Annotated in this window: 28 protein-coding genes and 1 pseudogene; 2 read left to right on the top strand and 27 right to left on the bottom strand. The window is 30.8% G+C overall.

Features of this window, described 5'->3' with window-relative positions; translation table 11 throughout:
* Positions 1-3: 3 nt before the first annotated feature.
* The 6 genes and pseudogenes from DWY01_RS01560 to DWY01_RS01535 all read right to left on the bottom strand — a co-directional run bounded on the left by DWY01_RS01560 (position 4) and on the right by DWY01_RS01535 (position 5,363).
* Positions 4-1,164 carry a glycosyltransferase family 4 protein gene (locus DWY01_RS01560; protein ID WP_117992581.1) on the bottom strand — a complete coding sequence of 387 codons (1,161 nt, stop codon included), beginning with the start codon at positions 1,162-1,164 and terminating at the stop codon, positions 4-6.
* A gap of 246 nt (positions 1,165-1,410) precedes the next feature.
* A complete protein-coding gene (locus DWY01_RS01555) occupies positions 1,411-1,686 on the bottom strand; it encodes a PqqD family protein (protein WP_117992580.1) in 276 nt (91 codons plus the stop codon).
* Between the two features lie 18 nt (positions 1,687-1,704).
* Entirely contained in the window at positions 1,705-2,730 is a 1,026-nt protein-coding gene (gene queA, locus DWY01_RS01550; protein ID WP_117992579.1) for a tRNA preQ1(34) S-adenosylmethionine ribosyltransferase-isomerase QueA, read from the bottom strand.
* A gap of 17 nt (positions 2,731-2,747) precedes the next feature.
* Positions 2,748-3,956: a TldD/PmbA family protein gene (locus tag DWY01_RS01545; RefSeq protein WP_147332143.1), complete on the bottom strand. Its 1,209-nt coding sequence runs from the start codon at positions 3,954-3,956 to the stop codon at positions 2,748-2,750.
* A pseudogene (gene metK / locus DWY01_RS01540) lies at positions 3,950-5,047 on the bottom strand (methionine adenosyltransferase). The gene DWY01_RS01545 and the pseudogene metK overlap by 7 nt, the downstream one beginning before the upstream one ends.
* Before the next feature lie 133 nt (positions 5,048-5,180).
* The gene (locus DWY01_RS01535; protein WP_117992577.1) at positions 5,181-5,363 is read right to left on the bottom strand and encodes a hypothetical protein; all 183 of its coding nucleotides are present in this window, start codon (positions 5,361-5,363) and stop codon (positions 5,181-5,183) included.
* Between the two features lie 174 nt (positions 5,364-5,537).
* On the opposite strand from DWY01_RS01535, the gene DWY01_RS01530 reads away from it, so the two are divergent.
* The gene (locus DWY01_RS01530) at positions 5,538-5,891 is read left to right on the top strand and encodes a helix-turn-helix domain-containing protein (RefSeq protein WP_117992576.1); all 354 of its coding nucleotides are present in this window, start codon (positions 5,538-5,540) and stop codon (positions 5,889-5,891) included.
* Between the two features lie 58 nt (positions 5,892-5,949).
* A complete protein-coding gene (locus DWY01_RS01525) occupies positions 5,950-7,248 on the top strand; it encodes a helix-turn-helix transcriptional regulator (protein WP_117992575.1) in 1,299 nt (432 codons plus the stop codon).
* 426 nt (positions 7,249-7,674) lie between these two features.
* On the opposite strand, the gene DWY01_RS01520 is transcribed toward DWY01_RS01525, so the two are convergent.
* From DWY01_RS01520 to DWY01_RS01420, 21 genes are all read right to left on the bottom strand, one after another.
* Positions 7,675-9,156, bottom strand: a complete 1,482-nt coding sequence (locus DWY01_RS01520; protein WP_117992574.1) for a lysozyme family protein — start codon at positions 9,154-9,156, stop codon at positions 7,675-7,677.
* Positions 9,157-9,318: 162 nt separating this feature from the next.
* Positions 9,319-11,655, bottom strand: coding sequence for a VirB4-like conjugal transfer ATPase, CD1110 family (locus tag DWY01_RS01515; RefSeq protein ID WP_117992573.1), 2,337 nt, complete (start codon positions 11,653-11,655; stop codon positions 9,319-9,321).
* Entirely contained in the window at positions 11,597-12,025 is a 429-nt protein-coding gene (locus tag DWY01_RS01510; RefSeq protein WP_117992572.1) for a PrgI family protein, read from the bottom strand. The genes DWY01_RS01515 and DWY01_RS01510 overlap by 59 nt, the downstream gene beginning before the upstream one ends.
* Positions 12,012-12,245 carry a hypothetical protein gene (locus DWY01_RS01505; protein WP_117992571.1) on the bottom strand — a complete coding sequence of 78 codons (234 nt, stop codon included), beginning with the start codon at positions 12,243-12,245 and terminating at the stop codon, positions 12,012-12,014. The genes DWY01_RS01510 and DWY01_RS01505 overlap by 14 nt, the downstream gene beginning before the upstream one ends.
* A gap of 42 nt (positions 12,246-12,287) precedes the next feature.
* Positions 12,288-13,067: a hypothetical protein gene (locus DWY01_RS01500; protein ID WP_117924918.1), complete on the bottom strand. Its 780-nt coding sequence runs from the start codon at positions 13,065-13,067 to the stop codon at positions 12,288-12,290.
* Positions 13,057-14,172 (bottom strand): ATP/GTP-binding protein, encoded by a 1,116-nt coding sequence (locus DWY01_RS01495; RefSeq protein ID WP_117924920.1) that lies wholly within the window; start codon positions 14,170-14,172, stop codon positions 13,057-13,059. Before DWY01_RS01495 ends, DWY01_RS01500 begins: the two co-directional genes overlap by 11 nt.
* 164 nt (positions 14,173-14,336) lie before the next feature.
* Positions 14,337-15,167, bottom strand: a complete 831-nt coding sequence (locus DWY01_RS01490) for a hypothetical protein (protein WP_117992570.1) — start codon at positions 15,165-15,167, stop codon at positions 14,337-14,339.
* Positions 15,168-15,181: 14 nt separating this feature from the next.
* Complete coding sequence (locus DWY01_RS01485) at positions 15,182-15,487, bottom strand: glutamyl-tRNA amidotransferase (protein ID WP_117992569.1); 306 nt, start codon at positions 15,485-15,487, stop codon at positions 15,182-15,184.
* On the bottom strand, positions 15,465-17,252 hold the full coding sequence (locus DWY01_RS01480) for a VirD4-like conjugal transfer protein, CD1115 family (RefSeq protein WP_117992568.1): 1,788 nt from the start codon (positions 17,250-17,252) through the stop codon (positions 15,465-15,467). The genes DWY01_RS01485 and DWY01_RS01480 overlap by 23 nt, the downstream gene beginning before the upstream one ends.
* Positions 17,239-17,445 carry a hypothetical protein gene (locus DWY01_RS01475; RefSeq protein ID WP_117924928.1) on the bottom strand — a complete coding sequence of 69 codons (207 nt, stop codon included), beginning with the start codon at positions 17,443-17,445 and terminating at the stop codon, positions 17,239-17,241. The genes DWY01_RS01480 and DWY01_RS01475 overlap by 14 nt, the downstream gene beginning before the upstream one ends.
* A 5-nt stretch (positions 17,446-17,450) precedes the next feature.
* Positions 17,451-18,173, bottom strand: coding sequence for a PcfB family protein (locus DWY01_RS01470; RefSeq protein ID WP_117992567.1), 723 nt, complete (start codon positions 18,171-18,173; stop codon positions 17,451-17,453).
* Positions 18,170-19,507, bottom strand: coding sequence for a relaxase/mobilization nuclease domain-containing protein (locus tag DWY01_RS01465; RefSeq protein ID WP_117992566.1), 1,338 nt, complete (start codon positions 19,505-19,507; stop codon positions 18,170-18,172). The genes DWY01_RS01470 and DWY01_RS01465 overlap by 4 nt, the downstream gene beginning before the upstream one ends.
* Positions 19,480-19,839, bottom strand: coding sequence for a hypothetical protein (locus DWY01_RS01460; RefSeq protein ID WP_117992565.1), 360 nt, complete (start codon positions 19,837-19,839; stop codon positions 19,480-19,482). Before DWY01_RS01460 ends, DWY01_RS01465 begins: the two co-directional genes overlap by 28 nt.
* 218 nt (positions 19,840-20,057) lie before the next feature.
* Positions 20,058-20,267 carry a hypothetical protein gene (locus tag DWY01_RS01455; RefSeq protein WP_117992564.1) on the bottom strand — a complete coding sequence of 70 codons (210 nt, stop codon included), beginning with the start codon at positions 20,265-20,267 and terminating at the stop codon, positions 20,058-20,060.
* Positions 20,268-20,346: 79 nt separating this feature from the next.
* Positions 20,347-21,006: a DUF5688 family protein gene (locus DWY01_RS01450; RefSeq protein ID WP_117992563.1), complete on the bottom strand. Its 660-nt coding sequence runs from the start codon at positions 21,004-21,006 to the stop codon at positions 20,347-20,349.
* Positions 21,007-21,092: 86 nt separating this feature from the next.
* Positions 21,093-21,422 carry a hypothetical protein gene (locus DWY01_RS01445; RefSeq protein WP_117992562.1) on the bottom strand — a complete coding sequence of 110 codons (330 nt, stop codon included), beginning with the start codon at positions 21,420-21,422 and terminating at the stop codon, positions 21,093-21,095.
* Positions 21,406-21,954 (bottom strand): hypothetical protein, encoded by a 549-nt coding sequence (locus DWY01_RS01440; RefSeq protein ID WP_117992561.1) that lies wholly within the window; start codon positions 21,952-21,954, stop codon positions 21,406-21,408. The genes DWY01_RS01445 and DWY01_RS01440 overlap by 17 nt, the downstream gene beginning before the upstream one ends.
* Before the next feature lie 65 nt (positions 21,955-22,019).
* On the bottom strand, positions 22,020-22,334 hold the full coding sequence (locus tag DWY01_RS01435) for a type II toxin-antitoxin system RelE/ParE family toxin (RefSeq protein WP_117992560.1): 315 nt from the start codon (positions 22,332-22,334) through the stop codon (positions 22,020-22,022).
* Entirely contained in the window at positions 22,324-22,617 is a 294-nt protein-coding gene (locus DWY01_RS01430; RefSeq protein ID WP_117992559.1) for a type II toxin-antitoxin system RelB/DinJ family antitoxin, read from the bottom strand. Before DWY01_RS01430 ends, DWY01_RS01435 begins: the two co-directional genes overlap by 11 nt.
* A 125-nt stretch (positions 22,618-22,742) precedes the next feature.
* Positions 22,743-23,684, bottom strand: a complete 942-nt coding sequence (locus tag DWY01_RS01425; protein ID WP_117992558.1) for a DUF3991 and TOPRIM domain-containing protein — start codon at positions 23,682-23,684, stop codon at positions 22,743-22,745.
* A complete protein-coding gene (locus DWY01_RS01420; RefSeq protein WP_117992557.1) occupies positions 23,681-25,360 on the bottom strand; it encodes an ArdC-like ssDNA-binding domain-containing protein in 1,680 nt (559 codons plus the stop codon). Before DWY01_RS01420 ends, DWY01_RS01425 begins: the two co-directional genes overlap by 4 nt.
* Between the last annotated feature and the right edge of the window lie 53 nt (positions 25,361-25,413).

Raw genomic sequence — 25,413 nt, 5'->3', positions numbered from 1 at the left:
TTATTACACCTCACAAACTTTTTGATAAATATCTAATGTTAGTTTAAATATATCTTTCCATTGATACTTTTTAACAACTTCCATATATGCATTATCAGCTAGTTTTTTACATAAACATGGATATTCATACAATAGATTAATTTTATTTGATAAATCTTCTTCATCTCCACACTTAAATTTCAATCCAGTTGCACCATCTTTTACTATTGGTCCCAGTCCCCCAACATTTGACACAATAACAGGAACTCTCGCGGCCATAGATTCAATGGCAACCTTGCCAAATGTTTCAGCAAAGCTTGGAACGACGGATATATTTGAACTTTTATATTCTCGTATGACTTTGTCATCTTCTTTAAAGCCCAAAAATACTATATTTTTTTGCAACCCTTTATCTCTTATCATTACAATAATTTCTTTTCTATAAACTTCATCGGAAAATAACCCTACAGCGAAAACCAAAATATTTTTATGTTTTTTTATCGACAAACTAATTGCATTTAATAATGTTTCAAATCCTTTTTCTCTAGATATTCGCCCTGTATATAATATTTTAAAATACGTATCATTAGTTTTATTTACATATTTATCATATTTTTTTAGTTCAACACCTTTTGTAATTACTTTTATTCTTCGAGTGTCAATTGAATATCTTTTTAATATTTCAGTTTTTAAAAATTCACTTACTGCGATTACGTACGTAGCTTTGCTATATAATTCCCTTTCAGTCTCTAAGATTTTAACATTGTCATGTAGTTGAGCGTCTGATAAAAGCGTATGTGCATGATATACAAATGGAATTGACATTTTTTCACATGCATACATTCCACATATTCCCAAAAAATATCCATGTAAAACAACCATATTAAAATTACAAAATATATGATCCATCAAATAATGTATTCCAATTTTCATTTGCTCATTTTGATTTAAAAATTTATCTTCATATGACTCGGTTATTGTAGACGACGGTCTTGGAATTCTTATCACATTAATACCATCTTCTACTGTTGTATTAATACTATCTACATTTCTATCTCCATGAAACGTTAATGTCCAAATAACATTACCTTCTTTTGCGAGCGATTTGTTCACTTCATGTGTATGCAACGCTATCCCACCTACTGAAAATGGTGGGTACTCTGCAGAAATCACTAATATATTCATTGAATCAACCTCCAATATATTACATATATAATAAATGAGCCTTATTGACTAATAAGACCCATTTACAATAAATAGTTTTATTAAATCTTTGATCCACAAGATAAAGCCAAGCCGTTTAAATCAGCTACTAAGTCGATTTTTTTGACTTCAGGTTTTTTATATTCCTGTTTCATGATTTCACCGCCTTTCATTTGTTATTACAGTACTGTTAACATCATCTATAATCACTGTACACAGTAATTACCATCATTTATCTATTTGTTCTATCAATCCGTTTTCAAATAAATTATTAATAAAATCTTTTGTATCCTTTTCAACAATCGATTTATCCATTTGATATTGATCAGAAATCATATCAATAATACCTTCAACACTAATACTCCCATCCAAAGAATCCCAAATCATCGTGGATAATCCTTCCTCTAAACTAAAATACTCATCATTTATTAAATTATGTAATGCTTCTCCATTTTCAATTGGAAAAGTCATAACATCATCTTTTTGCACAAAAAATCGTTCCATTATAAAACTCTCTTTCTACTAAATCGTTAATGTAGTGTCACCAAATTCATAAAATAAATATTTTCTTTGAATAGCCTCTGCATACCCCTTTAAAAGCAAATCTTTTCCTGTAAATGCTGCTGCCATAGCAATTCTAGATGTATTAGGGCCATGAAAATTTGTTATAAATTTATCAACTATCTTAAAACAATATCCCGGATAAATATATAATGTACTATAGCCTGTGAACGGTTTTAAATTTCCTTGTTCATCAGCAACAGTTTCCAAAGTCCTTACTACAGTTGTACCAACACAAACTACACTATGACCATTCTTTTTTGCTTCATTAATTGTGTTTGCAACAGCGCTCGTTATTTCAATATATTCTTTATGCATATGATGCTCTTCAAATGTATCTTCTGTTACCATCATTGAGCTTAATCCTGTATGTAAAGTAACATAAACTACTCTTACACCTTTTTGCTTAATTTTTTCTAATAATTCTTTCGTAAAATGACGCCCCGCAGATGGTAATTCTGCTGATCCTTCTTTTGAAGCATATACATTCTGATAATAAGATAAATCATATTGCTTTTTTACATATGGAGACATAATTGGGCGCCCAATTTTATTGGCTAATTCAATGACATTATCTTGATCAAATTTAATTTGCCATACATGATTTTCTTCCATCTTTTCAAAAGTTCCCGTTAACATTCCATCACCAAATTCACATGTATCTCCAGGATTTATTTCATTATCATCAATATATATTTGCCAATTTCCATTATCCAATATTCCAGCTAAATCAATTTTTATTTTTCTTTCTTTATATCCTAACCACCCTATTAGATTGGCGTTAATAACTTTGCTATTATTTAAAACAAGAACATCTCCTTTTTCTAGATAATCAATTACATCATTAAACTTTTTATGTTCAATAGTTTGTGTTTTTCGGTTCATAACCATTAATTTTGAATCGCTTCTGCTTTCCCCTCTAGTTTCTCTTGGTTCTCTAGCCAATAACTCACTAGGCAAGAAAAAATCTAATTCTGATACTTTCATACTATACCTTGCTTTCTTTATATGTTATATATTAAAACATCTTCTAATAATATATGCGGTCCACCTGAACTAACTGGTAAAGGGAACTGGTTATACTTTCCACATCCTCCTTTACCACCACCATATATTTCAAAATCATTACCAACCATTTTTACTTTTTTTAAAAGAGATAGAGCATTTTCACTTATGCTCATAGGATTTAATAAGCAATCAATTTTACCATCTTTTATTAAATATACTTCTCTGGATTCAATAAAAGGATGTATTCCACCTTTGCTATTTCTTGTACCTTTAAAATATAATCCATATGGTATTGAAGAAAATAACAATTTTACATCGGATTGCCCTTGCATTACATATGTATTACTCATTCGAATAATAGGCTTATAAAATGTAGATATCGATCTAGCATTCCCTGTGTTTGTAATATTAAATAATTTAGAATATTTTTCGTTTGTTAATAAATGATTTATTACACCATTTTTAATTAAGTACGTTAATTGTGGCGCATTCCCTTCGTCATCAAATAAATATGTTCCAGATTCAGTATTTAACAAAGGATTATCAACTATATTTAATGCTGATGTAGATACTTTTTCACCGAGATTAAATCTTTCATCCAATTTTTTATTCATATACCAAATATCTGCTTCTAAATTATGACCAACTATTTCGTGTGCAAACAAACCCGTCATTTCATTGTCAAAAATCACAGGAAAATAACCATCTATTTTTACGTACGAACTTTTTGTCAATGAAACTTTGATTAACTCTTCAACTTGATTATCCAAATCTAAAATTTTATCTATAATTGTCCCACCAAAACCACGTTCATAGTTTAACGTATTAACTAAAGAATATACTGAAAAATTAATCGAATACCTTTTTATAGGTTCTATCAAGGTTTCTCTTTCATTTTGAAAAGCTTTAAACCCTTCTTCCTCAACAATTTCAATCTCATAGTTGCTGATGTTATATTTTAAAAAGATTTTTTTATAGTGTTCATATATCTTTTTAATTAGTCCAATTTCTATATTTTCATGTTTCACTTTTTTTAAAACACTAATATCATAAACACATCGATTTTCAATTTCTTCCAAATCATGGTATCTAATCTTATATAGCCCATTTAAATATTCCCCACATGATGTATGTGAAATTGAATATTCTCCATTTATTAATTGAAGTTTTGAAATGGTTTCATATCTATTTTTAGAAATTACCATACTATTTTTTTTGCTTTTTCCCAAGTAAATTGAGGATCACCAAAGTGTCCGTAGCATGATGTTTTGTGGTAAACTGGCTTTCTTAGATCCAACTCAGAAATGATATTTCCAACTTCGAAATTGAAGTTTTTCTTAACGATTTCTAATAATTATTCATCATCAAATTTACCTGTTCCAAAAGTATCTACACATAAAGATACAGGTTGTGCTTTACCAATTGCATACGCAACTTCAACTTCACAACGACGAGCTAAACCATTGGCAACAATGTTTTTAGCTACATAACGAGAATAGTAAGCAGCACTACGGTCTACCTTAGTTGGATCTTTACTAGAGAAGCATCCTCCTCCAATACGTCCACGTCCACCATATGTATCACATACGATTTTACGTCCTGTAGTTCCTGAATCTCCCCATGATCCACCTACAACGAAGCTTCCAGATGGGTTGATGAAATATTTTGTGTTTTCATCTAAATACTTTTCATCAATACAAGGTTTGATAACTTCATCCATGATCAACTTTTTGATTTCTTCTTGTGTAATATCTTTTGAGTGTTGAGTAGAAACTACGATTGTATCAATACGTTTGATTTCATCATTTTCATATTCTACTGACACCTGCGTTTTTCCATCTGGTTTTAATAAATCTGGGTGTTGTCTTCTTACTTTTGTCAATTGACGAGCTAAAAGGTGAGCATAATAGATTGTTAGTGGCATATACTCATCATTTTCATCACATGCATATCCAAACATAATACCCTGGTCACCTGCACACACTTCGTCACGGTTTACCGCATTGTGGATTTCAGTGCTTTGTTGGTTAACAACAGTATGTACATGATATTCTTCTGTATATCCAATACGTTTGATTTCATTCAATGCGATTGTTTCATAGTCCAATTCAGCCTTTGTATTACATTCACCGTAAATTAATACAAAATCATCTTTAATAGTACATTCAACAGCCATATTTGAATATGGATCTTGTGCTAATGCAGCATCTACGATTGCATCGGCAATTTGGTCACAGATTTTATCTGGATGACCTTCAGTAACACTTTCACTTGTAAAAATATATTTTTTATTCATGATCTTCTTTTCACCTCCTTGTTATTTTTGCAGTAATTATGGTACTAAGAATCCAATTTGTAAATACACTCGTGTTTACTAACACCTTTTTAGATATAAAAAAGCAATTAGTAATTAAACCAATTGCTTAACATTATTCTTTGATCCATCCACCACCACATAATTCGATACCTTCATCTTCATCTGATGAATTGTTATTTTTTGATTCAGAATTTTTTTCATTACTATTTCCAGCACTTTCAGTTTCCTCTGCACCAATCGGCATAATTGCAAATAACAATAAAATTAAACATAATACTGTTAATAATTTTTTCATAACTTTCCCCACTTTCTTTTCGTAAATATTATCAAATAAGAAAAAAATATCTAGCTTTCTCGTTTACTAACTTTAGTGGATATACATCTATACGATGTATATATTAAATCTATTTGTACTTTCAATACATCCATTTGTATTATTTCTCAGTTCATGTTGCTATAGAATTTTGGTATGGATAACAAAGATAAAACAAATAACATAAAAATTCTTAGAGATGAGTATGGAATCACTCAAAAAAATCTTGGTGAAGTGGTGGGGATGTCCCAACAAGCAATAGGCAAAATGGAGACTGGTAAGAGGAGAATTCCAGACGACATTTTGCGAAAACTATCTGATTATTTTCATGTAAGTACCGATTTCATTCTAAATCGCACAACATCAAGAACAACAATCGATGTAAATAACGAGATTAAAAAACTAATCTATGAAAATTATTCTACGCTTAGCGAAATGCAAAACTTCACTTTAGATGAACAACGTTTCATAATACAAATGATTGTAAATTTAAAAAAGTTAAGAAAGTAATATTTTGCTTGAAACCATTAAAATGACATGTGATAATTAACACCATAAGGAGAAAATCATGTCATTTCAAAATACAAAGCATTTCACTCTAAAATTAATCACATCTGAACACATCATGGGTGCTTTTTATAGATTTCACCGCATGCAGCAGAACATTTCTTTATCCAATTTTGCTAAACAATTACGAATGAACAAAGGATTCTTGAGTGAATTAGAAAATGGGAAAAGACATTTTCCAGACGGTTTATACATACAGTTAAATCACTTGCTTCATTTACAATTTAATACAGATATAGAATTATGGCACCAATCAAGGAAAACATTATTCACATTGTTTGATTTTTTCTTTTTAGAACAAAATGATTCAATTCAACAATTATGTGAAAACTTTGATAATCAAGAATCTATTTTATCAAATTCATATGGTTTTTTTGTTTGTTTGATTATTAAAATATTTTATTATCTAAGAATTCAAAGGGATAATTCTAAAATAATTGAAATCAAAAATATTATAGATACTCATATTGATTGCCTACAAAATGATGAGCTATCTATTTATTATTGTTTCCTTGGTATTTTCTACAAACGTAGTGTTTCCACAAATTCCATTGCATTAGATTATTTTAAAAAATCTAATCAATTATGTTCACCTAACTCCTCTGTAAATGCCATGAACACTTTTCAATTAGTAAGCGTATATTCAGAATTAAACAAATATATCATTGCATATGAAAAATGTATTGAATGTAAGCCTTTATTAAGACAATATAACAACTATAGCCGTTTAATAACTATCGATATGTTTGAATGCATAACTTTAACAAACATGCATATGTTTGACGAATCGAAGAAAAAACTTCTCAACATTCTTTCTTCAACCAATAATGGTACTTTCAATTATTGTCAAGATCAAATCTATCATAACTTAGCTTGGAATGCCTTATTAAGTCAGAACTATGAAGAATGTATTCATTATACCAACTTAGCTAAAGATGCTGGTGATCCATCACCAGATTTATGCTATTTCATTCCATTTTCTTTATATAAATTAAACAAACCTCTCAATGCACTTAACGAATGTTCTAAAGTAATCAAAGAATGTGATCATTTTTATATTCCATTTATTGAAGCAATAAGTGCTAAAATTCAAAACAAAAACAATGATTTTGAAACAAAAATTAACATTTATTACAAATCACTCCTGAAAAATAGTAATTATGAAGATATTCCATTAATTCAAAATTTTATTTTGGATTACTATGAAGAAGCACATGATAAAGAAATGATGATTAATATTTTAAAAGATATCAAACTTAATAATGAAGATAAATTAAACTTTAAAACATCTCTACTTTGAAATTACGTAGTTTCAATCAGTTACTAGATTTCTTTTTTTGATTGCAAAATTTTATCAAAAAATTTTCAAAAGCAGATAAAAACTATAGGATTTTTGCATTTTATTGAATTATTGCAGCTTTATATAAAGCAGAAACAACAATAAAATCCACTCTAAACAAAATCGCTTTTCGATTCCTACTGAGATCACCATTTGTCAAAGAATGCACCTAGCATTTGCCAGGTGCTTTTTTTCACCTATTTCGACTGTTTTTATTTCCCTCTAAATCCATTGTTTTTCTAACCCTCATCTTATCTTCAGGACTTAGCTTATTCATTATCTACCATAAATTTTCTTAAATGTTAATAATTTTAGTAACAATAGTTTTTCATCATTTAAAATATACTTGTAAATAAAATATTTGGAGATGATAATTTCCCGCCACTTTTACTTTGGGTTAGCAAACACCACTCCACCATATATAGATCTTAATTGATCTAACGTATAGGATTTTGTTTGCCAATCCTTTTTTGCATCTTGAAATGTATTTGTAATACCATCAAGATTACCTTCTTGAACAGTTAATGTATTGTCTTTTACTGCAATGACTATGCCAACATGATTATGTCCAATAGCAGAGAACACTGCACCGGCTTTTGGCGAAGAAGATCGTTCAAATTTGTCTGGATGTGCTGCTATCAATTCCTTAACACAACTGCTTCCATCACCGCTAAAGCCCGGATCATATCCATATAATTCATAAAATCTTCCCCAAGCAAACCATGTACATTGTCCATATAATCCAGCCTGTGCATAAGGATTCCTTGTCACCCAGGCTTCTAGATTATTAAAATTAGGATTTGTACCACCTCTAAAAGTGATCCCTACATATCTCATAACGTGATCAACGTAAGAAGGATCCCCATAGCCGGATACATTTAACTCTTGTTTTTTATTATCAGAAAACTGTTGTGCATTATATTTAGAATATCCACCAAAATTACGAATTGCCCATTCAATATAGCCAGAGCCGTAATTATATCCCTGCAAAGCCAAATATATACGTTCCGTATCGGATGAATCCTTTACTTTTGCTTTCTTTAAACAATCTGAAAAAGTATGTGTTCCCACTTCAATAGAATACTCAGGGTCCGTAATTCCATTAGGTACTCTAGGATATTTTGTATTATACCCTGACTCACTTGCCTGCATTGGATCATTGCCTTTTCCTCCTGACTCCTGCATCATAATTGCCTGTAATAAGGTGACATAATCCTCAATATCATATTCTTTTGCATATTTTCGAATTGTATCTTCATACGCAATGACTTCTTCACTTAAAGAAACAATTTCACTATTTGATCCACCATCCTGTGCCAGCACACTAAATGTTCCAATAAATAAAGTAACAACAAGTAATAAAATCAATCCCGTTCCAAAAGAAAAAAGTGTATTCATCGCTGATACACTCTTCTTGACCACTTCTATGGATGTTTTTATTACTCTATTTGTACTCTTAATAGCCGGTTGTGTTACTACTTTATCCGCTGTTTGTTTAATCTTAGAAATATTTATTTTGTTTACAACATGATGCTTTGCCTTAGATACATAAGTAATTCTTTGATTGTGTACCGGAATAGATTCACTCATTGCCTTCTTATCTGCAGTTTTAAACTTATGCTCTCTATGCTTATGTTTAATAAATTTTGTAGCACGCTGCTTTGATTCTATAAACGTCTGCTTAGCAACTTCACTAACGTTATTCGTAGCTTGTACGTTCGGATTTGTTTTAACAGACTGTTCTACCTTTTTATCTTCTTCCTTATTTCTTATGTGAATAGTTTGCTGCTTAATAAAATGATTCACATTCCCTTTAACATCCTTTGTTTTTATGGATAGTACTTTCTGTTTTGTCTTTATAGCTTTCATCTACATCAACTCCTTTAACATCTTTAATACTTGCTTACTTTAATTGTCCCAAAACTTAGTTGATGTATTCGAAAATATCTTGTTCTGAATTAGCTGATACCTCAACATTTTATATATAAACAAGACTCATTAAATCTAATTTTTTAATGAGTCTTTTGTATTTTATTGGACAATTATTTTTTTATCTCCTGGCCTTGTAGTATTTAAATCATACAACAATCCTTTTGGCATCTTATTTACAAATGGAACTATAGATCCACCATACTTAATCAATCCACAGCCTATAGGAGCATTTGTAATATAGCTCATCTGTTCCTCTGAGATATTTAACAATTTAGCTAAATCTTCTCTATCGTTTGCCGATTGATTCAACATGACAATAAATTCAGAATTGGATAACATACTAATTCCTTGCTGAGACGATAATAAATATTTAACATTCTGTGTAATCCCTGTAGGATATGCATCTCTTTTACGGAACTGCCTCCAGGCCGAGGCAAAGAATGTTGCACTTTCTTCATTCTCAAAAATAACATGAATCTCATCAATGAAGATATGAGTACGTTTCCCTTTTCTCCAGTTTTCATTCACACGATTGATAATGGCATCTGTAATTACCAATAGGCCTAATGTTTTTAATTGTTTTCCCAAATTAAAAATGTTAAACGATAAAATTCTAGACTTGATATCTACATTCGTTTCATGAGCAAATATATTTAATGATCCATTTGTAAATAATTCTAGTTTAATAGCTAAAGATTTAGCTTCTGGTTCATTTTGTTCCAATAACTTTTTATAAAGATGTTTTAACGTTGGTACATAGCCATTGGTTTTTGCTTCCTGGTAAACTAGCGTTACACATCTATCGATAATAGATCTGTCAATTGGTGTAATACCGCCATGATTAGCATCTAAATTTTCAAATACAGACATCAAAAATTGAGATTTATCGGCAATTGAGTTTCCACTATCGCCATATCCCTCTACCATTTCCATTGCATTAATATAATCCGTACTATTTGTACTAATACGTATGATCTGTCCACCTAAAGCATTGATTATGGAATCATATTCTCCTTCTGGATCTGCAATGATAATGTCATCATCTGTAGATAAGATCAAGAATTCAATTTCTTCTTTTGTTAAGAATGATTTCCCGGATCCTGGAATACCAAAAAAGAAAGAGTTAGGATTTTGAAGCAATGCCTTGTTACAAAGAATAGGATTGTTTGTAATCGCATTTTGGCCAAACCAAACCCCACCCTTTTGCATAATCTCATGTGCTCTAAAAGGAATGAATACAGCCGCACTTTCGGTTAATAAAGTACGCGTGATATTTAATTTGTTGACTCCTATTGGCAATACTGTTTGTAGACCATCTAATTGCCTTTTTGAAAAATACAAAGTTTCCAGTTCACAAACATATTTACGAGCTACTGCCTTCAATGTTTCTGTATCCTTATTCAATTCTTCAATAGAATCAGCTAAATGTACAACCGTAATGTTACAAAGCATCATTCTTTGATCTCGTACAATTAAATCATCCAGGAACTCCTTACACTCTTTGCGTTGCAATTCCATATCATATGGAATGATTGCTGAAAAGTTGTTATTACGATTCTGCTTCATTTGCCAATCTGTAATATTCTTTTCAACACCAAGAAATTTATTTTCCACTTCTCGAACTGCTTCATCTGTGGGCACTGTAATAATATCCATTGAATACATCAAATTTTTATTCAAATCACACAACTCCGATACAAATTCATCCTTTAGAAATCCAGGATAATTATTTAAATAAAGAACACGACCATATTTACCGTCAAACTCAAAATACTTATTGTGGTATTTGCACATTCTTGGAGTAATTAAATCTTTAAAATAATGTCCTTTCCTAGCTAAATCGGATAGATCTAATTGGAATTCCTCTGTTTCACTTCGATAAAAATCATGTAATATCTTTAAACGTTCTTCTGCATCCAATTCAATACAAGAACTTCCAAGTCTAGAAAATAAAGTTGAAAATTCTGCAGTTATACGAGAAAAAGTAAATCTAGCTTCTTCTATGTTACTTTTAAAAACTGTAACTGTAATATATTTTTCCTGGATAATATCATCACCTTCTGCTAATTTGGACAATAACATCTCGTTATATTCAACTCTGTACTTATCCAATCCATCCTCTTTTAATGGAATTAAAATATCTTCTTTAAATTTTTTGATATCAACTTTTCGATTATTAATGGTAATTTTCGTCATTACAGATGGATCAAAAGAATTTAGTAGATCACTATATGTTAGAAATAAATTATTTTTATCTTCTCCTGATGCAATCTTATAATTAATATCCAAAAACCTATAACTCTTTGTGTATCTGTTTCCAGAACGAAAAATACCATCCTTATAGACTGAATCTACTGGGATGGTATCCTGCACTGTCCTAGGCACTCTTATTCTTTCTTTGTTCTGCTTTTTCAATCTTTCGTAACTTTTTATCATGTACAATTGACTCCTTTCTTGATTGTTTAATCATTGGCTCAAAAACCTCATCATACAAGTTAAATGGTTTATTGATTAAATCTCTAGACGATAATAACAACGAATTAAATACCGTCTTAACAATATCTTCTGTATACATACCCTGAAATCTTATAAATCCAAAAGCAGCAAATGGTGCTGCTCCAAGCATACATAACCAGCTAGTTATTTCAGTCCCTAGCGTATCATTCAACAAAAAGAAGATACCACAAGCTATCCCACAAGCAATAATAGAGAATATGCTCTGTCGAAGAGATAAGCCAAAAAATATACTCTCCGTATAATCCCGTATTTCCTTATTGATCTTAATTTCAAAATTAGACTTCATCATCAAAATCCTCATGAATAATGTCCAAAGGGATAGATGATGAGAACATAATATTCTCCATTGGAATCACCATCTTCCCATTTTCTCTTGAAATCACAACTCGATCCTGTTCATGTTGTAACTTATACATAACCCTATCTTTCATAGGTAAAGTTGAAGGTTCAACTATTTCAATTGAATCTCCTGTTTTTAGTACAATTGTATTTAATATATATTCTTTCATGTTATTTTCCTTTCCTCCAAAATGGCATAATAAAAGCAGAGATTAACTCTGCTCGATATAGGGTAATTTAAATGATGTTTCATGTTTTGTGATTTGATCAAAGAAATTTTTTGGTTTGTAGTCAATTAGAATTAAAATACATGTATTAACTATCCAAATAAAATTGTTTTTCAAGTTTTCGTATTGAATATCAAATATTTTTGCATAATTTAAATGATCATAATCATCCATTGTCGGTGCTCGATTCTCTTTATTTTGAATGAATAATAGTTTAGTTAAATGATGGAATGCTAAACTTACGAATGTTGTGTAATCGTATGTTGAAATGTCGTTATTAAAGCTTTCATTTGATACTATTTCTTTATAGTGTTTAAAATCTTGTTTATACAATCTAGTCTGCAAAAAAACATTATCAGGTAGGGCTTTTAAATGTCTATAAGACTGCATCATCGGATAGTTAATGAATAACTTTCCCCTTTCATCAGATTGATTGAAGTACCGAATCATTTTTTGAATCGTATCAAAATGCAAATCTGGATGCTGAGGCTCGAAGTCGAATATTAGAAATACATCTGTATATTTTAAGTCAAAGATTTTTTTATGTTTTGTTTCGTAAGACTTTAAAAATAGCAATATATCTAATTCATCTTCTTCAAAATCAAAATAATCATTTTCTAACCTGCTTGCAAGCATATGCAAATTTGCTTCATAGGAATATATTTTAAAGTTTGATGCTGGATAACATTTTGATAAAAGTTGCTCAATAAATCGTGGCTCATCATTCTTACCCTCGACTATAAATAATATATTTTTAGTCTTCATCAAACTCACCATTCATATACAATTTACCAAGATTATGACCTTCTCTTAACTCACGATCCGTCGCTTTGCATAACGGTGTTAATTTTCCACTTGTTGAAAGTATGAACAATGTATCAGGACGCATAATTTTATTACTCATTAAATTTGTGTTGTGCGTAGTAAAGATAACCAAAGAATCTTTATATTTTTCTTTAATATATTGGATGATTTTTTCAGATAATTCAAAATGAAAAAAGGCATCAAATTCATCAAAATAAAGAATAGAACTTTCTTTATGTGGCATTAAAAACCGAATATAAAAATTAAACAATGACAATGTTCCACTAGATGCATTCTCTAAGAAGGCTACTTTTCTATTTTTAAATACAAAATAAAGCTCTTTACTACCATCTGGCAGTTTTTCCATAGACAATTTACATTCAATACCCATATAATTCAAAAAATCTTCTAAATCATTCACATTACGATCAAGTTCGTCTAATTCATTTCTTGATAATTGAATCAATGCAGTTGTAGGAGTAAATATTTGTGTTATTTTTACTGCATACTCATACATCTTGTTAAAAACCGAACTCTTTTCTACAGCACCATTATTTACTAACCAGCGTACAAATGGTAATGATGGATTAGTATTTTTTTGATAAATTGAGAAAATATCTGAATTATGAAAATAGTCTTCGCTTTTTTCTATAAATCTATTCTTATTAAAATCATAAGAATAGATGATTTTTCCATTTATATTTAATACTTCATTGGTTAAATTGAATAAATCTGTTTTTTGATATTCATATACCACTTTGTCTTTCTTATTATTGAATAGGAAGGTATAAGTAAAAGTCGTAATCTCGTTATTAGAGTTCGCATTTGAAATAAAAGAATGGTTTGATTTCATATCATTAGACATCGTTAATGTTTCTTTTAAATCACAAAGAGCTTTACTTAAATTTGTTTTACCACTTCCATTTTTACCATAAATAATCATTTTTCCAATCAAATCATTAGTAATACAATCTTGAGAAAACTTATATCCATTCACATCTGAAAAATCAATATCTAAGTCATCTTTAAAATTCTTAAAATTATTAACTCTGAAATGTTTAAGCATTAGTATCACCTCAGCTTCATTATAACCGTAATTTTTTTACGGTCAATAGATACTGTAATTTTTTTACAGATCAGATTCATTCTCAATTTAGAGTATTTGGTATCTTCTTCTGAATAGATTTCTTCACAATTTCATTTATATCTTAATTATTAAGAAGTAAAAAATCACAAACCCATCATTTCTTTGACTATACGATCACTCATTTTAATAGAACCAACTAAAACCAGCATATTAAATATCAGTTCACCGACATAGCTCCATACCATAGATACACTAGATGCTGTAGTATCAACTACTGGTGCACTAGACGCAAAAGCTGAAAAAATAATACAAGCAAGAACAATAATAGCTCCTTCTAAGCATACTCCTGCATAGCTTTTAATAAACGTAAATGCTGTGTTTTGTGTACTTTCTCCAGCAGCTGCTGCAAGTGGTATTGGAGAGATAGCTGTGTACATATACAATTTAAAGAACCTTCCATACACAGTTAAAATCATCACAAACGATAGTATTGTAATGAATATTGATCCTAATAGTGTAACTGCCCACAAAGGAATAGATTCCAAAAATCCTGTATTACTTACTGCATCAATGATTTCTTGTGGCAATACAGTTTCACTTGATACACCTAATCCTGCAGTTTCAGTAATCGCTTGAATAATTCCTTGTACTATCTCAAATATCTTTGTCATTAATTCCATTCCATACATCACCATTTCCCTGGCAATAATAAATCTTAAAAACAATTTAAAGGCCTGTTCCGGCCTTTTTACATCCTGCCAACTTGTGCAGGTTCTAATCAATCCCCAAACAAAGAATAGCACAAGAAGTGCTAATCCAATTGCTTGAAGTGCTCCATGTATTTTAACTATGATTTGCCAAATATCACCACCTTTAAAAGTTTCAGGTGATTCTGTTAATAACAACCATATTTCAGCTAATTTAGAATTCCAGGTATTGATGGCACTAGTTAGGTTATCTATGATTCCACTCACTAGAAATCACCATCCTATCCTACAATAATATTCAAAATCTCTTTAGCAAAAGTAATAATGATTCCTCCGGCTACCGTCATAAAACCGTTCGCTCTTTGACTTGGATCATGACTTTTCAAAGAAAGTCCTACCTGTACAATTCCAAAACCTAATAAAATCATTCCAATCGCTCGAATAAGTCCAAACATAAATTCACTGAAGTTATTTACAACAGTAACTGGATCATTTGCTGCATAAACCGGTGTTGCAAAGTTTCCTACAATCACCAATGCAACATATGCAAAGAATAATACTTTTCTAATCATTTTTATTTTCTTCATCTTCTTCAATCTCCTTTAAATAGTTTTCTGTTTCTTCTACATCCAATAATTCATACTCATTATTGCTAAGAAGAATATTTTGCCAATCCTCAATAAAATGATTCACTTGTCCATGAATGTACGGTTCACGACCTCCATCCATTGTTTGTTTAATACGAGGATGTTTTAACAAATTAAATTTTCTATCTCGAACAGGCCTTTCACCTTTCAAAAATAGAACAGCATAATTATTGTCCAGTAAACGAACTTCATCAGAAGTTAACAATTCCCTTCCAGTTCTCTGAGAATTTGTTGTGAAACTTCCACTTCTACCTTCTGATTTACCATACGTATTTGTATCAATCGTTGCCTTTCCAAGCTCCTTACTTATATATTCATGTGTACTTTGTTCATTTCCACCTAAATACAATTTAGAATCACAGTTTCCCATAATCGACTCCCAAGTATCCTTATATAATGCTTTGATCTGTGCCAAATTCTGTAAAATAATGGATACAAAAATAAGTCGTGATCGCATTGTCGAAAGCAACTTATCAAACTCGTCTGGTAAAGCAACATTGGCAAATTCATCCATAATAAAATGTACTGGCACTGGAAGCTGGCCGCCATGAACAAAATCTGCTTGATAATATAACATTTGAAATAACTGAGTATACAACATACCGATGACAAAATTAAATGTTGAATCATTATCAGGAATAATCGCAAATAAGGCTGTTTTCCTTTCGCCTATCTGCTCTAACTCCATCTCATCATATCTAGTAAGTGATGCAAGTTCTTCCAAGTTAAAAGCAGCAAGTCTTACACCGACTGAAATCAAAATAGATTTAGCGGTCTTACCTGCTGCCTGTTTATATATTTTATATTGTTTAAGTGCTAAAGAATTACTATCTATCGTTTCTAGACGTTTAAATAACTCATCCAACGGACTCTCATAATCATCTTCATCTTCTTTTACTTCAGCATAATTCAGCATCTCCATTACCATCGTAAAGTTTTGCTCATCCTCCGGCGCATAATGATATAAATATAACATCAATGCTTCAAGTAATGCTGTTTCACTTTTCTCCCAAAACGGATCGTTTGTAGAAGATCCTTTTGGAGTTGTATTACGAATTAGATTCGTGATCAATTTCAATACATCCTTGTCACTTTGAATATAATGAAATGGATTATACCCCAATGATTTAGACATATCGATTAAATCAATAACTTTGATTTCATACCCCTCATCTTCAAGCATATGACCTACACTTTTGATAATTTCTCCTTTTGGATCTAATACTACATAGCTCGTATTACACTGCATAATGTTAGGCTTAGCATAATATCGAGTTTTACCAGCGCCAGAACCACCAATCACAACCGTATGAAGATTTACGTTTTTAATTTTTCCATGAATATCCATTCGTGTTTTTTGCGTAAATAACTTATTTTCAAAGAAATCCTTATTCGAATGTTTCTTTACTAAAGAGCGTATATATCCCCATCTAGCTGATCCATACTCTTCTTTTTGTCTGTAATTCTTTTCATTGGATAAGTAAATACCAATTCCTAAAACATAGATAACCAGGAATATTCCAATCGTTTTTAAAGAATTATCACACCATTGAAATTGAAAGGGATGATTCAATGCTTCACTTAGATAAGGTAGTGCATGAATGAGTCCTTGATCCATATATGGTGCAATCAAAAATGCAAACCATATTGTAGGAATGAGTAATAAGCCTAGAAATAAATATTCGTCGTTCTTAGCATCTCTCATAGTGATCTTTTATTGATGGATGGTCTGCATCACAAACCTTTACAATAAGAGAATCTAAAAAATCATAGTTCTTATGAGCTAATCGCTGTTTATCTCTTAGATCAGCTAATGCCCTAACAATAATTCTTCTCTCTGTATCATCTACCTGAATTTCAATTATTTCGTCATCATTTTTCTTAAACCATTTTCTCATAATCGTTATCTCACTTTCTTTTTTGATTTTTTCTTAACTGGATACTTAGGTGCAGAAGATTTTAGGTTTTGCTGCTGTTTTATGTCCTTCAACTCCTTGCGAACAGAAGGCCTATCCGTAGTAGCTGTTGACCTTTTTCTTTCGACGGTTTTCTTCTTGTTTTCTTTCTTCGATGTTTTTGAAGATGGCTCGAACGGAGTACCGTCCTTGCTTGTCCGAGCTTTGTTGGGGTTTTCTTTATCATCCATTAGCTTTGACAATAAGGCATCATGCTCTTCATCACTAAGTGGCTTAGCATCATCTATACTCTGTTGTGATAATACAGATTCACGAATTGCTTTTGTATCGATAGTAGCTAGATCAAACTTGTCTACCATCCTTGAGATTTTAGAAGCATCTTCTGCTTTTACCATAATGTCCACAATCCCATCTGTATTATTTTTTTCTTTCAACACAGAATATAAAACTCCATAATGTTTTGCTTCTTCACAAAACTTTTTTAAATCCGAATGATGAATAGCAAAGACCTTTAACTCTTTATCCGACTTTAACAAGTTATTTAAATTGGTTTTTCCTTTCACTTTTTTATTGTCTTTTAAAATAGCATATAAAGTGACAGCCAAAGATCTTGCTGCCATGCCACCTGCTTTTAAACCAACTTCAGCAGCAACCTGTATACCTTCTAAGGTCATCTTCATCATTTGATCTGCAGTATCTGCACTGTTCATAAATTCAAGCTCCTTTCATATTCTTTTTGTGTTTGGATACGCTCATCTTCTAATGCATTCACCATTTTTAATTTATCTTGAATATCAGGAACTCTCTTTTCTATATCTTCGCATATTTTGATTTCCTTTTTCCCATGTGCAATTTTAGAAGTTAACGTATCACGATCCATTTCTAATTGCTTTTTCAAATTTGGATCACGCGTTCTTTTAATTTTATTGTAGATGGATCTTCTTTGATTCATCCAAGATTCTATTTCTTTATTTAGAGATACTTTAAAGGCAAGCACATCTTCGATTGTTTCCAGATTATGCTTGCCTACAAAAGTATTTTCATTTGTGATTTTATCCATGTATATCAAATCCTTTCTTAACTGTGGACTTGGATATTTCTGTCGTTTTCCTTTAGGCCGAATAATTCCTAATTCAAAACAATATCTAATATATAAAGCCTTGATTCCTTTTAATTTTGTATGATCACCACGATATTCTTTACATGGCACAATATCCTTAACTGGCTGCATTGGAAATAAATAATTGTTGTTGATTCGTTCCATGATATGATCTTCGTCATATCGACCATCACGAGCAAGTTTATAAAATCGAAACTTTCTTTGCGACTGTGGATGTTTTAAAGTCCAGTGCTTGCCAGTTAAATCAACTACGTACCCAATATCTTCAAGTCCTGATTTCATTTGATCTAAAGTTCTAGCATACGCTAAAACAGAATCCACATCATAACGAATAATCTTTCTAAAATAGATGCCATCCTTTTTTTCTGCATTCCACTCTCCATAATTCATGGCTTTTCCTTCCGGTTTTTCAATAACATTCAAACCATGCTGTTTACATATTGCATCATTCAATTCTCGAAAATGATCAATATCTTTTTTCCGGTTATCATACTTCATGCCATCTACCCAGGAAACTGAATTCACAACAAAGTGATTATGCAAATGATCTTTATCTAAATGTGTAGATACAACGACTTCAAATCGATTTCCCCACATTTGTTTCGCTAATTGCACACCTAATGAATGACATTCTTCTGGGGTTACTTCACCTGGCTTAAAAGACTGTACTGCATGATAGGCTAGTCTTCCATCCATCTTGTTATAGGATAGTTTGGTATTCATCATCTGCTTTAGTGATGTACTAGGTTCGCAATTGATTCCAGTGATATATTCTTTCTCATTGGTTTTGTATCCTTGCGTTGTATAAGCCAAAACTTCTTTTAATCCATCACTTAATTCTTCTTTTGTCTTATCCGGATTTTCAATATAGTTTAAAACTCTTCTCAAATCATCCTTTACTGCCCATATTTTTGTGATTGCCATATTTCCTCCATATTGATAGGTTGCCGAATCAAAAGCATAATTTCGTTAATTTGTTTTTGAAGCGCCTCATAATTTTCCATGTAAACTGAATCATCCATTTTATTTTGTTTATAAACTGCTCCAGCTATTCCGTTAATACTCTCTGCAATTTGTCTTAATTCTTGGGTTACTTCTACAAGCTCAACACTAGGTGCAGGTCTAGGAACCAAGCCATTTATACACATACGTAGATAGGATTCTCTTGATTGTCCTGAATATTTCACTAATTCATTAAGATGATTCCATTCACTATCCGATAAACGAATGACAAATTGTTTATTTCTTTTCCGCATCTTTATAAAAAGCACCCTGTATAAACAAAATATAGAAAACTCCAATAATCAAACCACCCAGGAAACTTAATAAACTAATTGTTACTGTACTCATATTTAATATTCTCCTCCAACAAAAAAAGAGCTACCAACTCTTTTGATAGCTCAGGGTCTTAGGGATGTTCCCTAAATACTTGTCTTTGGATATCCAAAGACGTTGCTTGCTACAACTGTAGACATTAATTGCCTGCAGCCTTTTTCTTATCAGGTATAAGATCTGCTAGATCATGATTCATTTTTTCTAACATTTCTTTTTTCTGATTTAGTATTTTTAAATTTGAAGATAAAGTATTATTTTCTTCTATTAGAAATTTTATCTTTTCCTCATTTTTAATTTTTCTTTTTTCAATAAACGAAATTCGCTTAATGATATCTTCGTATTTAATCATTTTCAATTCTCCAAATATCAATGAAGTAATTGTGAATATTTCTGTTTGTTGATTCTCTTTTCATAATCATCTGATTTCTCTAATACATGATTATCCTTATCATAGTGATATAAAATATCAGATAATAGTGATATAAAATATCAGATAACTTTTTATCTTGATCCATAAAATTTGGACCGTTCATAAGTAAAAGCATTTCTTTCAAACGATCTATATTCAATGTTGGAGAATCACATAAAGCTAAACATTCATCTGTTGAAGAAGGAACAATATAAAGATCATGCCCTAATTTTTCAGTTAGATCATTCAAAACTCCGGAATAAAAAATTGTTGCTGCTCCATCCGTTCTATGTTCATTTGTCAAAACTACAAAATGCCTGTCTTCATTTTGCCACGCTTCTTGTTCTGGAACTCCCATCAGCAATGTTTCAAGTGGAATAATTTCTGGTTTCATCATATTTGGTGATGAAATTAAAGCATCATTGTGCAACTGCGATACATCAATACCATAATGATCAAGCATTTCATTTGTAACTCTAGCTGAGCAAAATTGATTATCAGTTGTTTTAATCATTACTCTATATACAATCGCTAAATCTCCAATAACTGTATGTGGCTCCATAGATAATTCTTCTTTATTAGTTTCTGCATTAATTACATTCATGAATAAGAAATCTTTAACTGAATTGTAATCAAGTAATGCATTTACATCTTCTAAAACTTTATCATTGTGAATCATATTATTCGTCCTCTCCTTCTTCTAATTTTTCAAAATAAAAAGCCAATCTTTCAAGATTGACTGTATTAAAATCACACGTTTCTAAATCATTCATTATCAATATCCTCAACTTCTTGATACAAGCCAAAAAGCGGATACTGTGTATCAACTTCGTCCACATCTTCTTCATAACTGTCAATTGCGTAAACAATATATTCTACAATATCACTAAACATATTTTGTTGTACTTGTTCTAAAGCTTTAATTCCTTCTTCATAAGAAACTGCATCCAAAATATTTGTAGAAGATTCTCTACGATACATATATTCTGTAATTGTGTCTTCTACAGTTTCAAACATTAACAATTGTGCCTGGACAATTTGTTTGTCTTCAGATTTTAAATTTGAATAATTATAAATTCTAGTGTTGTAAGTCATTCTTTTTTCCTCCTTTTGACTTAGGTTTTTCCATTTCCATCTCATCTAATTCAACAGAATAAACACGATCATTTTGTTGCTCTTTAAATATCTGAGCCATCAATTCACTATCATTCTTTGTTGCTTTGTATGAATCCAAATATGCATTATCCACTAAATGGAATTTTTTCTTTTGTGTTTTCTCACTTTCCACCAATTCTGTAGCCGTTATCTTTAATGCTGCTTCTTCATTTAGTTCCAAGCTATCTGGAGTCTTATTCAAATCCATCAACAACAGTGTTTCATTAAACAAGATGGGTTCTTCCTCTTTTAATGTTTTCATTTGTTTAAACATAATATTTAAAAATTGTTTTTTCACTTGATCATTAACCAATACTTCTACCGGCTGATCTAAAATATCTTTATAATGCTTTGACGGTACTATGGTTGGTCGTTTTGTGTCTGGATTGATATATGCATAAGTCATACGACTAATATTTTCACAGACTTCTTTGATTTTCATCTTTTGAAACAAATCAAATTGCTTATTCAAATTAATCCACCTCTTTCTAAATTTGTGTAATAAAAAAGAGAAAGCGTAAACTTTCTCAAAAAGAATTATTTAATTTTATTTTCGTAATCTTGTAATTGATGATAAATACCATCTATAAAAACTATTGAATTTTCAGTACGGTACAATAAGAAATATTTAGTTTTATCTAAATTCAATCTTCGATATCCCTTGCTTCGAAGTCTCGGATTCAAACACAGTTGAAATGACTCAGCAGAATTACTTAATACGAACTTTCCATTTTCAACAGAATCGATAAAATGATTTGCCGCTTGTTTATTACGCAAGTGAAAAAGAAGATATTCTACAATAGAATCCATATCTTCTAAAGCATTTTCAGTAAATATTACTTTATAATCCATATTTATTTCTAATGCTATCTATTGCTATATCTGCATCTATTACTTTTCCTTCTCTAGATTGAACTCTAGAAGAAGCAAGTCTATCCAAAAACTCATCTTCTGTCATAATTTTCATTTCTTTTGTTTTATTGAATTTTTTAATTTCAAAAGGAATTCCATCATAAGCAACTGCTTGAGTTAAAAACATACGAATTGCACTTGTTGTATCTGTACCTAATTCCTTGAATAATGCATCTGCTTTAGATTTCAAATCATCATCCACCCTTACTTGAATAGTAGACATACAGCATCACCTCCATATTTAAATTATATGCAATTTCATTGCTATTGTATATAAAAAACATTACTTATTAATCACAATTACATTATTCTGTATCCAACAGGATATGAATGATTCATTTGTCAAATTCATAAATCCGTCGATAGCAACAGACTTTTATGAATTAATTCATCATTTACATCTTTAAAGTTCACAGGATGATTATCAAAACATTGATAGTTACGTCTTGCAATCATCATAATCTTTTGCGTTGCACCTCTACCTACTTCATCATTATCCAAATGGAAAACAATAATTTGAACATTGGGATTTCTTTCTAAAAAGGCATTTAATGCTATTGGCATATCAGCTTCCGTCTTTGCAGCTATCTTTTCACAAGCTCCGCCTAAAGATAAAAAATTAAAAGCCTTGTAATCAACATCCTCCATTTTTAATAATGTCATATAAGACAATAAATCAATAGCTGCTTCAAAAACATGAAGAACATTACTTTCTTTATTTTGATAATTAAAGCTAAAAGCCTTATTACTTCCTGTATGTTCTAATTTAAAATCTTTAAATACATTTCGCTTAAATGCATAAGCTGGCATATCACCATCATATCCAACAAACACAGCGTTTCGAAAATTTGCTGACTGATAAAGCATCCCTTTAGAAATAAAATAATCCACAATTTCTCTATCTATTTTTCGTGTTTCACACAAATAACGAATCACTAAATTATTGTTTTTATCTTTCTCAGGAAGCTCGAATGGTTTAGTTTCTTTTTTATGATAATACGTAACAACTGGATCACTAATGTTCATTAAACTGGCCAAATAGTTACACGCTTCTTTAAAATCATATCCTTCTACAGCAATCAAATAATCCAATGCAGTCGTACCACCTATACCTTGTGACCACCAATACCACTTTCCATTTGAAAAGTGCAATGAATCATGTTCTCTATGATAGTAATCCTTCTTTCCATTTTTTACTAATAGTGAAGGATGATAGTTATTTAAATAATCAAATGCTGATAGTGTCCTAACATTTTCAAGAACCGATTTCCGAATAAACTTTTTGCTCATTTTTCCAACTCCTTTTGTTTAGGCGCCATCATTCCTATACCATTCTGTTTACAAAAGCTTCTTACAGCATTTGGATTTTCTTTGATAGAAAGTTCTTTGTCTTCCGTATAAATAGTTTGCACTTTATACTTTTGATCAACAACATTTGTGAGCCATTCATACATAAAATGATTCAGTTCTCGAGCACGAGTTGAATCTCCATCTACTCTTTCAAAGTATTGAAGTGAATCCTGCTGATAGGTCTGTGGATATAGCATTCTGTTCTTTTTATCAACCGTAAATTCGACATCTGGATCAGCCATCACATCACCATTTAAAACATAGTTATGAGCCATAGCCAATCGATCATCCCCAATAATTTCGATATTTAAATCCATATAATTAGGTGTTCCAAATTTCATATAATATGCACTGTTTGTTAATAATGGATTGGCTATTTTTTCAAACATCTCATAGTTTCTTCTTTCAATTGAATGATCCATAAACCAGGATTGTTTTGGATCAAACTCTTCATTCATAAACGCATCAAAACAAGCACTATGCAAAGCAAATTGGTAGACTTCATTATTCTGATACAAATGATCTTGTACTCTATATTCTTTGTTATCTGTCAAAAGATTCGATATTTCTTGATCAATCGTTTCATGAATATCTGAAGTTGTAATATTTGAATCCGACATAACTTCTTTATACTTTTCCATCATGGATGCAATTTTAAGTACAATATCATGATTCAATTCTTCCATTTCTACTGGAGTAATATATTGATTTTCCTTTTCTAGCATATGCAAATTCTCCTTAAACACAGGTTCTATTAGTTCGATCATTTCGTGTGCTTTACTCTGAATGTTCACTAAAATAGATTTCAATTCACTGTAATCCTTGTTGGCATAAGACGCGATATAGCCAAATGAATATTCAGAAGTATCAATTCCAAAATGATCACAAATAACAAAAGCCAACGATTCTGCTTCAATTTCTCGTTGGCTTTGATTTTTATCAGTTTCTTTATGAAGTATGCTGTGAGCATACTCATGTATTAATGTTTTTGCGGTTTGTAAATCCTCTAAATCTTTATTAATAACAATCTTATCTTTCCTTGGCGAATAATATCCTTTAGCTCCAGTCATAAAACTAAGATCTTCAGTTTCTGTTTTAAATTCAATTGGTATTGTACATACAGATTGAATAGATTGAATAATCGATTTCACTTCATTACTAGATCCTGTCAAATCATGCACTAAAGATGGAAGAGGATCTCCTGAAGTTTGTGAAATATCAAAGACTGTCGTTGTCTTAAAATGAGTCAGATTAACTGCACGCATTTCCTGAATCGGATTTCCAGACTCATCTAAAATCACATTTCCATTCTCATCATATTTATTCATTAATCTATCTTCTTTTGTTGTTACCGGAGCTAGAATCATTAATCCTTTTTCACCCTTATTTACATGACGATTAAAATTTGTCTGCCAGGCACGATATCCAGCTACTAAACTAGCCTCCGGCTTCTGTGACAATATTAATAAAGTGTTATTCAAAGAATAACTATGAAACTTACTTAAACAGGATAGATACTGTTTAAAAGATTCAGAAGAATAAACATCCTTTACTCCTTGCTCAATCATTGAAAAAGCCTGTTTAGTTTTCTCATCTTGAGATTTAAATTCTGCCATAACATCACCATCCTTTCTAAATCAGGCAAAAAGAAAAGCACTACCAAAGTTGT

Source organism: Eubacterium sp. AF22-8LB, from assembly GCF_003458715.1.
Classification (GTDB): Bacteria; Bacillota_I; Bacilli_A; order Erysipelotrichales; family Erysipelotrichaceae; genus Holdemanella.
Note: the sequence above shows the minus strand (reverse complement) of the source record. Positions and strands in the feature narration are given on the sequence as shown.

What these genes read in the sequence shown, in the direction of transcription:
- DWY01_RS01560 (WP_117992581.1), bottom strand. Translation starts at nt 1,164, where the DNA reads ATGAATATATTAGTGATTTCTGCAGAGTACCCACCATTTTCAGTAGGT.
- DWY01_RS01555 (WP_117992580.1), bottom strand. Translation starts at nt 1,686, where the DNA reads ATGGAACGATTTTTTGTGCAAAAAGATGATGTTATGACTTTTCCAATT.
- queA (WP_117992579.1), bottom strand. Translation starts at nt 2,730, where the DNA reads ATGAAAGTATCAGAATTAGATTTTTTCTTGCCTAGTGAGTTATTGGCT.
- DWY01_RS01545 (WP_147332143.1), bottom strand. Translation starts at nt 3,956, where the DNA reads ATGGTAATTTCTAAAAATAGATATGAAACCATTTCAAAACTTCAATTA.
- DWY01_RS01535 (WP_117992577.1), bottom strand. Translation starts at nt 5,363, where the DNA reads ATGAAAAAATTATTAACAGTATTATGTTTAATTTTATTGTTATTTGCA.
- DWY01_RS01530 (WP_117992576.1), top strand. Translation starts at nt 5,538, where the DNA reads ATGGATAACAAAGATAAAACAAATAACATAAAAATTCTTAGAGATGAG.
- DWY01_RS01525 (WP_117992575.1), top strand. Translation starts at nt 5,950, where the DNA reads ATGTCATTTCAAAATACAAAGCATTTCACTCTAAAATTAATCACATCT.
- DWY01_RS01520 (WP_117992574.1), bottom strand. Translation starts at nt 9,156, where the DNA reads ATGAAAGCTATAAAGACAAAACAGAAAGTACTATCCATAAAAACAAAG.
- DWY01_RS01515 (WP_117992573.1), bottom strand. Translation starts at nt 11,655, where the DNA reads ATGATAAAAAGTTACGAAAGATTGAAAAAGCAGAACAAAGAAAGAATA.
- DWY01_RS01510 (WP_117992572.1), bottom strand. Translation starts at nt 12,025, where the DNA reads ATGATGAAGTCTAATTTTGAAATTAAGATCAATAAGGAAATACGGGAT.
- DWY01_RS01505 (WP_117992571.1), bottom strand. Translation starts at nt 12,245, where the DNA reads ATGAAAGAATATATATTAAATACAATTGTACTAAAAACAGGAGATTCA.
- DWY01_RS01500 (WP_117924918.1), bottom strand. Translation starts at nt 13,067, where the DNA reads ATGAAGACTAAAAATATATTATTTATAGTCGAGGGTAAGAATGATGAG.
- DWY01_RS01495 (WP_117924920.1), bottom strand. Translation starts at nt 14,172, where the DNA reads ATGCTTAAACATTTCAGAGTTAATAATTTTAAGAATTTTAAAGATGAC.
- DWY01_RS01485 (WP_117992569.1), bottom strand. Translation starts at nt 15,487, where the DNA reads ATGAAGAAAATAAAAATGATTAGAAAAGTATTATTCTTTGCATATGTT.
- DWY01_RS01480 (WP_117992568.1), bottom strand. Translation starts at nt 17,252, where the DNA reads ATGAGAGATGCTAAGAACGACGAATATTTATTTCTAGGCTTATTACTC.
- DWY01_RS01475 (WP_117924928.1), bottom strand. Translation starts at nt 17,445, where the DNA reads ATGAGAAAATGGTTTAAGAAAAATGATGACGAAATAATTGAAATTCAG.
- DWY01_RS01470 (WP_117992567.1), bottom strand. Translation starts at nt 18,173, where the DNA reads ATGAACAGTGCAGATACTGCAGATCAAATGATGAAGATGACCTTAGAA.
- DWY01_RS01465 (WP_117992566.1), bottom strand. Translation starts at nt 19,507, where the DNA reads ATGGCAATCACAAAAATATGGGCAGTAAAGGATGATTTGAGAAGAGTT.
- DWY01_RS01460 (WP_117992565.1), bottom strand. Translation starts at nt 19,839, where the DNA reads ATGCGGAAAAGAAATAAACAATTTGTCATTCGTTTATCGGATAGTGAA.
- DWY01_RS01455 (WP_117992564.1), bottom strand. Translation starts at nt 20,267, where the DNA reads ATGATTAAATACGAAGATATCATTAAGCGAATTTCGTTTATTGAAAAA.
- DWY01_RS01450 (WP_117992563.1), bottom strand. Translation starts at nt 21,006, where the DNA reads ATGATTCACAATGATAAAGTTTTAGAAGATGTAAATGCATTACTTGAT.
- DWY01_RS01445 (WP_117992562.1), bottom strand. Translation starts at nt 21,422, where the DNA reads ATGACTTACAACACTAGAATTTATAATTATTCAAATTTAAAATCTGAA.
- DWY01_RS01435 (WP_117992560.1), bottom strand. Translation starts at nt 22,334, where the DNA reads ATGGATTATAAAGTAATATTTACTGAAAATGCTTTAGAAGATATGGAT.
- DWY01_RS01430 (WP_117992559.1), bottom strand. Translation starts at nt 22,617, where the DNA reads ATGTCTACTATTCAAGTAAGGGTGGATGATGATTTGAAATCTAAAGCA.
- DWY01_RS01425 (WP_117992558.1), bottom strand. Translation starts at nt 23,684, where the DNA reads ATGAGCAAAAAGTTTATTCGGAAATCGGTTCTTGAAAATGTTAGGACA.
- DWY01_RS01420 (WP_117992557.1), bottom strand. Translation starts at nt 25,360, where the DNA reads ATGGCAGAATTTAAATCTCAAGATGAGAAAACTAAACAGGCTTTTTCA.